Below are 7,880 nucleotides of genomic sequence, written 5' to 3'. Positions count from 1 at the left end.
CGCCCTGGCTGGGCTTCGGCCTGCCTGCCCGGACCGTGCCGGATTACGCCACCCTGCCGGTGCCGCAGCCCGCACTGCAGCAGGCGACCCAGGCCGCCATCGGCGCCGGCAGGCTGAGCGCCGCACTGGTCCTTCCGGCCCTCACCTCCGCCGACATGGTCGCGGCCTGGCGGCAGGCGGCCCAACGCTGGCTCGACGCGGAGCAGAACCAGCCCGGCGCGCCCGGCATTCCGCTGGGCGGGGCGGAGGCCGCGCAGGTGATGTCGGGCCTGACACCGTCGGCGGAAGCCATCCTCGCCTGGCGCGACTGGCTGGCCCGGCGCCTGTCCTGGCACCCCAACTGAAGCGGTCCGGCCAGGGTTCCGCCGGAGCGCGGAGCTTCAGGCGAGAAGCGAGACCTTCCGCCCGGCCAGCGAGATCAGGTTCGAGGTGGCGTCGTTGCCGCTGTCGAAGAGGCTGAGCACCATGCTCACACTGCCGCTGGACTGGTCGCCTTCCTTCACCAGATAGCGCTGGATCATCTTCGCGACCTTCTTCGGGTCCTTCAGGTCGTCGAAGTCCACGCGCTTGGCCAGGATCGCCTTCTGCTTGTCGTAGTCCAGCAGGGCGAACTGCGAGGGCAGGGCATAGGCCCCCTTCACCACGGCGGTCAGCGCCGTATCGGCCATCAGCCCGGCGAGACTGGTGACGGAGGAGGCCTGGCGCTGGAAGTACAGGGCCTCCCGGAGACCGGCATTGCCGTCGCCGGCATCCTTCTCGAAGCGGTTCTCCAGCGCCTTGTCGATGATGCTCCCGACCAGCTTGCTGTCGGCCAGGGGATTACCGTCCTGGCCGCCGAACTGCTTGTTGATCGCCCGCAGGCGCGGGTCGACCATCCGGTTGGCGTAGCTCTTCTTGCTGCCCGGGTCCTCGGTCAGCAGCTTCTTCACCACCGCCTTCTGGTCGATCAGGTCCTCCAGCTGATAGGCCTCCAGCACCATCTTCAGGCTGCGGCGGTCCTTCATCAGGTCTTCGACCGAGGCGAACTTCTTCGCCGCCGCGCGCAGGCGGTCGGCATCGGCCGTCATGTCCTTGCGGGTCTCGAAGCGGGTCCGCAAGGTCTCCCCGTTCTTCTGGATCACCGCCCAGGCGGAAAGGCTGCCGATGCCGTCGAGCATGGCGTCAGACGCTCTCGGCCGCGAAGGCCTCGGCGCGCGGCGTGGGGATCACGGCCCTCTGGCCCTGTAGCCCTTCGATCATGTCGCGGTGCAGGCTCATCAGCGGCTCCAGGCTGGCGGCGTCATGCATGCGGGAGATGCTCTCGCGCTGCGCCCAGAGGCCCAGGGAGACCAGCCGGGCCTTCAAGGGGGGCGGCAGGGCGTTGCCCTCGCTCAGCAGGTCCGACAGCAGGATCGACCAGAGGCGGTGCGCCTTGTGCAGCGCCTTGATCCTCTCGATCCCCTGTTCCATGCCGTTGGCGAGCAGGGTGTTCACGTGCCGGAAGGCGGCGATCTCCGTATCGCGGGGGGAGACCATGGCGCTGGCGGCGGCGTAGCGGGCAATGCTCATGCGCGGAACCCGAATCCTTCAGGAGGCGAATGGGGGAGAGGGGGCGGCTGCTACGCCGCCCCCTCCGGTCTCAGCCGCGGAAGAGGCTGAGAAGGTTCTGGCTGCCCTGGTTGGCGATGGACAGGCTCTGCGTCGCCAGCTGCTGCTTGGTCTGCAGGCTGCTCAGCTGGGCGCTTTCCTCGGTCAGGTCGGCATCCACCAGCGCGCCGAGACCCTCCGTGAGGGAGTCGTTCAGCGAGGAGGTGAAGTCCTTCAGCCCATCGACCTGGTTGATCGCGGAGCCGATCTTGGAAAGGAAACCCGTCACCTTGGTGATCGCGGCATCCACCAGCTTCAGCGCCTGGGAATTGGCGGGGGAGTTGGTGGCGGTGACGGTGCCGGTCGTCGCGGTCGCCGTCACCGTGCCGTTGTTGACCACGAGGTTGCCGCTGCCGTCGATCGAGGCGGAAAGACCAGCGGACTGCATGGCGGTCGCCAGCTTCGAGACGACCGAGGTGCTGGAGTCGCCCGCGGTGACATTGACGGAGTTCAGCTCGGTATTGGCATTCGTGGCGGAGGTCAGGGTGCCATCGACCCCGGAGTCGTTCAGCTCGAACACGTAGTTCTTTGTCGAGCCGTCCGCCTGGTTCACCGCCACCGAGAAGACATCGGCATCGCTCGCGGTGTAGTCGCCGCTGAAGGCCAGCGTGCTGCCGTTCTGCGCCGTGAAGCCGGTCACCGCGCCGCCCGCCCCGGTCTGCAGCAGCGAGCCGAGGCCGAGGCCCGTGCCGGTGGAGGTGCGCAGGTCGCCGCCCGCCGTGTTCAGGATCGTGCCGGAGGTGTCGCTGACGACCTTCAGGCTGCCCGAGTTGTTGAGCAGGTTCACGCCGTTATAGGTGGCCGAGGCGGCGAAGTTGTCGATGTTGTCCATGATCGCCTTGGCCTGCTGGGCCAGGGTCGCCTGGTCGATGCCCGACTGGCCGACCTGCGACACGCTGGAGCGCAGGGTGTTCAGCTGGTCGCTGATCTTGGTGGCGGCACTCTGCGCCACGCCCAGCGCCGCCGAGCCGAAGGAGAGGTTGTCGCTCACCTTGCTCATGGAGCTCAGGTCGCCGCGCATCTTCTGGGCGATGGAGAAGATCGCCGAGTTGTCGCTGGCCTGGCCCACCTTCAGGCCGCTCTCCACCCGCGACTGCGTGCTGGAGAGGTCCTTGCTGATGGTGTTCAGCGCCCGGACGGCGGCCATCGCGGAGGAGTTGGTGTTGATCGAAGCCATAGTGCTTCTCCTGCGTCACTCATGTCGGCGGATGGCCTGGGCCTCTTGCCTGCATCCGCCGGGAAGCCGGCGCTCCTGCCGTCTCCCGGTCACGTCGTCGGCGCCGCACTGCGCTCCGTGACGAAGGGCATGTTGCCCGGAAAGCCTGAAGACACCGTTAAGTGGAGCAGCGATTCCCTGCCCCGCCACACGAATTTCCCGCTCAGCCGGCCGCGGCGGCGCCGAGGCCGAGGCTGGGGCCGGCGCCCGGCACCGGCAGCCCGGTCGCCATGTCCAGGCCCAGAACGGCGGCCTCGTGCGACATGACGCGCCGCACGATCTTCAGCGCGGTGTACCAGTCATCCGCCGCGGCCAGCACCATGGCGCGGTCCAGCATCGCGCGGACGGTCTCGGAGGTCGTCGCCTCCTGGAACTGCTGCACCAGATCGTGCGCCTCGGCGAAGGCGGCCTCGCGCATCTCCTCCAGCCCGACATAGGCGGTCTGGAGCGCGAAGTAGATGCGGCGGGCCGGCGTGTTCGCCAGCTCCGGCGCCATCACCTGCTTGCCGAACAGGAAGCGCGCCCGCACGGGCAGCTCGATGCGCGTGCGGTTGCGGAAACGGATGGATGCCCCGTTCACCACCATCAGGTCGCCCTGACGGAGTTCGAGGACCAATGTCGACATATGGCTTCTCCCAACAGGAGGAAGCTGGCGGGAAGCAGCGGCCGGGCGCCGCGCCCGGTCACGCTTTTCGATACGCTGCCAGCCCAACTGCAATTTTTGCACCCGAATCTGCCGCGCTAGGCCCGGGGCCTTCTGGCGTCTTGGGGCCCATCAGACAGGAAAGCGCTTAACAATCCCCTTCGGAACGGCCACGAACCCGCCTCAGCCCAGGAACTTGGTCAGGCTCAGCCCGGAGACCAGGGACAGCACCTTCCAGGATGCCTCCAGCTGCGTCTGGGCGCTTTGCAGCGTGGCGAGGGTGGCCTCGAAATCCACCTCCTCCAGCCCGGAAAGCTGCGTCTTCAGCGCATCCGTGGCCTCGCTGTGGCTGCTCAGCGCGGCCGTGATCGCGTTCTGCGCCAGCCCGACCCGGGAGGCATCGCGGGTGATGTCCGTCCCCACGGATTCGAGGTTTCCGGTGACCTTCTGCACCAGGGCGTCGAACTTCGCGGAGGACTGCTGCCCGTCGGTGAGCGAGGCCAGGATCGCGAGGTTGCCCATCAGCGCCCCCGCCCAGCCCGATGCCCCTACGCTGCCGGCGGGCACGCCATAGGCGATGGTGCGGCCATCGGCGCCCGCCACGCTGCGCGTGGCGGAGGAAGGGGCTGATTGCAGATAGGCCGAGAAGGGCGAATCCGTGGCCACCGCCTGCATGGCCTGCGACAGCACGGCCGTCGCATCGCTGCCGCTCAGCCCGGCAACGGCGCTGGCCACGCCGGACATCATGCCGGAACCGGCGATGCCGGATGCATCCGTGACGGCGGGATTGGCGGAATCCGCGCCGCTGAACAGGTATTCCCCGGCATACTGGGTGTTGAGCAGGGTCGCCACCTGCTGCATCGCCGCCTTCGCCGTGACGGCGACATCCGACGCCCGGGTCGCGCTGGTGCTGTTCAGCGTCAGCGCCGTGGCGCGGAATTCCGAGGCGATGTCGCCGAGTTGCGTCAGCGCCTGCTGCGACGCACTGGCACGGCCGGATGCCTGGTTCAGCGCCCCGGTATAGGCCGCGCGGCGGGCGATCTCGCCGCGCAGGCTGATGGCCTGCCGCGCCTGGGGCGCCTCGTCGCCATAGAGGCTGGCGACGCGCCCGCTGCCCGACTGGCGCGAAAGCAGGTCCACGCGGTCCCGCTGCGCCAGGGACTGCATCAGGATGCGCGAAAGGGTGCCGGTGGCGCCGGTTGCCGTCGCCGTCATCACCGCACCGCCGCGAAAAGATCGTCGTACATGGATCGCACGGCGCTCAGCATCCGCGCATTGGCCGCGTAGGCACTTTGCAGGCTCACCATCACCCCGGTCTCCGTATCGATATCCACGCCCGAAGCATCGTCGTGGCGCTGCTGCAGGCCGGTGAGCATCGTGGTGGCGGATTCGGCATCCGCGCTCGCCGCCGCGCGCGCGCCGGTATGCCGCGCCACCAGCCGCGCCGCGTAGTCCTCCGCCGTGCCGGCACCGCTGAGGCTGGAAACCTGCTTTCCCGAAGGCCCCAGCCCCGTGGTCAGGAAGGGGGCCTGCGCCGATCCGCTGGCCAGCCGGCTGCCGAAGGCGTGGTCGAGCACGCGGTCGATGCCGTTCGTGTAGCTGGCCGTCCCGTCCGCGGGCATGGAGGCGTCGGTCCCGTCGCGGACCTTGGAGGCATCCGCCGAGACGGCGGCGGAAACCTTCATGGTCGCGGCGAATCCCATGATGCCGCCGACATAGCCCTGGGCCGGATCGGCCACTCCGCCACCGGCATCGGTGAACAGCGCCAGCCCTTGTCCGGAGAGCCGCGAGGCCAGCCCGGCCGCGGCGCTGTCCAGCTCCGCCTGCTGCAACGGCAGGACCTCGTCGCGCATGCCGATATTGGCGCCGAGGCTGCCGCCGGCGAGCTGCCCTGTGACATCCAGGCCGCCCATCATGATGCCCGGCAGGCTGCCGCTCGCGCCGCCCGCACCGGTGCCGTACCAGTCCTCCAGCCCGACGGTGGCGGAGGCCATGCTGAACGCGTCGGAATCCTTGTCGAGCGGCAGCACCAGCCCGTTGCCGGCCACCAGCGCCACCGTGCCATTGTCCTGCGGGATCGACTTCACCGAGACCACGCCGGCGATCCGGGCGATGGCGCTGTCGCGCTGGTCCTGGAGGTCCGCGGTGCTGAGGCCCTGCGCCTGGAGGCCCGCGATGCGGGTGTTCAGCCCGGCCACTTGGCGCAGGCTGGCGTTCAGCGTCGCCACATCCGTCACCGCACCGTCCTGCGCCGTCTGGCGCGCGGTCTGGATGGCGGCGGAGGTCTCGTTGTAGCGGTGCGCCACCGCCCCGGCGGCACTCACCACGACATCCTGCAGCGAGGCTTCGCCCGGGGCGGCGCGCAGCGACACGAAGGCGCTGCGAAGCTGCGCGGTGAGGTCGGCAACCGACTGGCCGCTTTCGGGGTCGCCCTGCACCTGCTCGATCGGCTGCAACAGGGCCTCGCGCACCTTGGCCGCCGCCTGGCTGGAGATGGCGCCGTTCATGCTGGCGGTCAGCGCGGCGTCGACGCTGCGCCGCGCCTCCTGGCCGCGCACGCCGGAGGCGAGGCCCTCCACCGCCAGCGCGCTGCCGTCCACCGTCTTGCGGGTATAGCCCTCCGTCGCGGCGTTGCTGATGTTCGACGCAGTCTGGGAAACCTGCCGCTGCACCAGCGCCAGGCCGCTCTGGGCGATCGACAGGGCGAGATTCAGGCTCATGGGTTCGGCGCCGTTCCGGATGGGGTTTCGGGAGGTCGGTCCGCGCTCAGCGGGCCATGTTCAGCGTGTCCTGCAGCATCTCGTCCGTCTTGGTGACGATCTTCGTGTTGGCGCTGTAGGCCCGCTGGGCGAGGATCATCTTCGAGAATTCGGAGGCGATATCCACGTTGGACTGCTCCAGCGCCTTGGTGACGAGGCTGCCGGCACCGCTGCTGTTGGGGTCGGAGGCGCGGGCGTCGCCACTGGCCGGGGTGCGCAGATAGGCCTGCCCGTTGACGGACTGGAGCTTGTCCGGGTCGGAGAAGGTCACGACCGGCAGGCGCGCGATCATCTTGGACTCGCCATTGTCGTAGTTCAGCGAGACATCGCCGGATTCGTTGATCGAGACGGAGGAGAAGGAGCCGGGCGGCATGCCGTCCTGCGACAGGTCGCGCACGCTGTATTCCGTGCCGGTGAACTGCGTCATGCCGTCGGAGCGCTGGAAGCTGCCCATGTTGAGCTGGATCGCCTGTGCCCCCTGGCCGAAGTTGATGCCGCCCAGCGACACGCTGGCGGCCTCCCCGGCCGCGCCGCTGTTGCCAGACAGGCTGCCCGTCGCGTCGCTGAAGCTCGACAGCTTGCCGTCGGTGAAGTTCAGCGTGATGCTGCCGAGGTTGGCGCTGCCGGCCGTGCCGCCCGGGTTGGTAGCCGCCATGCTCCAGCTGCTGCCGCTGGTCTTGGTGAAGGCGACGGCCAGGCTGTGCTGCGTGCCGAGCCTGTCATAGACCTGGAACTGGGTGTTCACCACCTCGCCGGTCTCGGCATCGTTGGGCAGGTTGGCCGAGAGCGAGATGCCGCTCGTCGCCACCGGGTCGAAGACGCCCTGGTCCACCCGGATCGGCGAGATCTCGGTGCGGTTCACCGCGCCGCTGCCGTCCACGCTCCAGCCATTCAGGTAGTAACCCTGGCCGTTCACCAGATAGCCCTGCTTGTTGAGGCTGAAATCGCCGGCGCGGGTGTAGAAGGAGCGCGGATCGAAGCTCATGTTGTCGGCGGCGGTGCCGCTGATCGGCGAGGAGACCGAGAAGAACCCCTGCCCGGAGACGGCGAGGTCCAGGGCGTTGTCGGTCTGCTGGATCGAGCCCTGCACGCCGTTGGTGGCGCTGCCGCTCGCGATCACGGTGCTGGAGCTGATCGGCACGCCCGAGGCGGTGGGCACGCTCGTCGCCGTCACATAGTCCGAGAAGCTCGTATCCACGCGCTTGTAGCCGGTGGTCTGGCTGTTCGCGATGTTGTTGGCGACGTTGCTCAGCGCGCTGGATTGCGCGCTCAGCCCGCTGATGGCGGTGAACATGGATCCGTAGAGCGACATCGGGCGCTTTCCCCTGGCGGATGAACTGCGTGCCGCCCACCGCAATGCCCGTGCCAGCCCTGGCGGCCCCGGATCGCGGCCATCCCTGCCCCCGCCCGGCAAAGCCTGCCGGGTTTCCACCTCCGCCACGGCATCTCCTGCCGCCTGCCCGGGCCGGAGGGCTGGCAGGCCGCTTGCGTACAGGTGGCCGGGACCCGAAGGACCTTGCCGACGTGCTCAGCGCCCTGCCTGCCGCCATCACGAGAAACACCGCCGCCGGGGAGCGTGGCGGGGCCGGTAAGCAGCCCGTCGCGGCAGGCGGGGACGACTTCGCCACGGTGCTGG

At 69.1% G+C, this 7,880-nt stretch carries 7 protein-coding genes and 1 pseudogene; 1 reads left to right on the top strand and 7 read right to left on the bottom strand.

Annotated elements, in window-relative coordinates; all coding sequences use genetic code 11:
* A pseudogene (locus tag ROTAS13_RS27225) lies at positions 1–344 on the top strand (hypothetical protein); the annotation flags it as partial.
* A 36-nt stretch (positions 345–380) separates the two neighbouring features.
* Here the strand turns inward: ROTAS13_RS27225 and ROTAS13_RS15325 are convergent.
* From ROTAS13_RS15325 to flgE, 7 genes are all read right to left on the bottom strand, one after another.
* Positions 381–1,157: a DUF1217 domain-containing protein gene (locus tag ROTAS13_RS15325; protein ID WP_075822769.1), complete on the bottom strand. Its 777-nt coding sequence runs from the start codon at positions 1,155–1,157 to the stop codon at positions 381–383.
* A gap of 4 nt (positions 1,158–1,161) precedes the next feature.
* On the bottom strand, positions 1,162–1,548 hold the full coding sequence (locus tag ROTAS13_RS15320; protein ID WP_075822768.1) for a flagellar biosynthesis regulator FlaF: 387 nt from the start codon (positions 1,546–1,548) through the stop codon (positions 1,162–1,164).
* Positions 1,549–1,618: 70 nt separating this feature from the next.
* A complete protein-coding gene (locus ROTAS13_RS15315; protein WP_019461770.1) occupies positions 1,619–2,803 on the bottom strand; it encodes a flagellin in 1,185 nt (394 codons plus the stop codon).
* A 202-nt stretch (positions 2,804–3,005) separates the two neighbouring features.
* Complete coding sequence (locus ROTAS13_RS15310) at positions 3,006–3,467, bottom strand: flagellar biosynthesis repressor FlbT (RefSeq protein ID WP_037250065.1); 462 nt, start codon at positions 3,465–3,467, stop codon at positions 3,006–3,008.
* A gap of 201 nt (positions 3,468–3,668) precedes the next feature.
* On the bottom strand, positions 3,669–4,700 hold the full coding sequence (locus ROTAS13_RS15305; protein WP_075822767.1) for a flagellin: 1,032 nt from the start codon (positions 4,698–4,700) through the stop codon (positions 3,669–3,671).
* Positions 4,700–6,205: a flagellar hook-associated protein FlgK gene (flgK, locus tag ROTAS13_RS15300; protein ID WP_075822766.1), complete on the bottom strand. Its 1,506-nt coding sequence runs from the start codon at positions 6,203–6,205 to the stop codon at positions 4,700–4,702. Before flgK ends, ROTAS13_RS15305 begins: the two co-directional genes overlap by 1 nt.
* Positions 6,206–6,251: 46 nt before the next feature.
* On the bottom strand, positions 6,252–7,556 hold the full coding sequence (gene flgE, locus ROTAS13_RS15295) for a flagellar hook protein FlgE (protein ID WP_019461774.1): 1,305 nt from the start codon (positions 7,554–7,556) through the stop codon (positions 6,252–6,254).
* Positions 7,557–7,880 lie beyond the last annotated feature (324 nt).

The organism is Roseomonas sp. TAS13, assembly GCF_001950415.1.
GTDB lineage: Bacteria > Pseudomonadota > Alphaproteobacteria > Acetobacterales > Acetobacteraceae > Roseomonas > Roseomonas mucosa.
The sequence above is the reverse complement of the archived record's forward strand: the minus strand, read 5'-3'. Positions and strand labels throughout refer to the sequence as shown.

Coding starts and splice junctions, on each gene's coding strand:
- ROTAS13_RS15320 (WP_075822768.1), bottom strand. CDS start 1,548: ATGAGCATTGCCCGCTACGCCGCCGCCAGCGCCATGGTCTCCCCCCGC.
- ROTAS13_RS15325 (WP_075822769.1), bottom strand. CDS start 1,157: ATGCTCGACGGCATCGGCAGCCTTTCCGCCTGGGCGGTGATCCAGAAG.
- flgE (WP_019461774.1), bottom strand. CDS start 7,556: ATGTCGCTCTACGGATCCATGTTCACCGCCATCAGCGGGCTGAGCGCG.
- ROTAS13_RS15310 (WP_037250065.1), bottom strand. CDS start 3,467: ATGTCGACATTGGTCCTCGAACTCCGTCAGGGCGACCTGATGGTGGTG.
- ROTAS13_RS15305 (WP_075822767.1), bottom strand. CDS start 4,700: ATGACGGCGACGGCAACCGGCGCCACCGGCACCCTTTCGCGCATCCTG.
- flgK (WP_075822766.1), bottom strand. CDS start 6,205: ATGAGCCTGAATCTCGCCCTGTCGATCGCCCAGAGCGGCCTGGCGCTG.
- ROTAS13_RS15315 (WP_019461770.1), bottom strand. CDS start 2,803: ATGGCTTCGATCAACACCAACTCCTCCGCGATGGCCGCCGTCCGGGCG.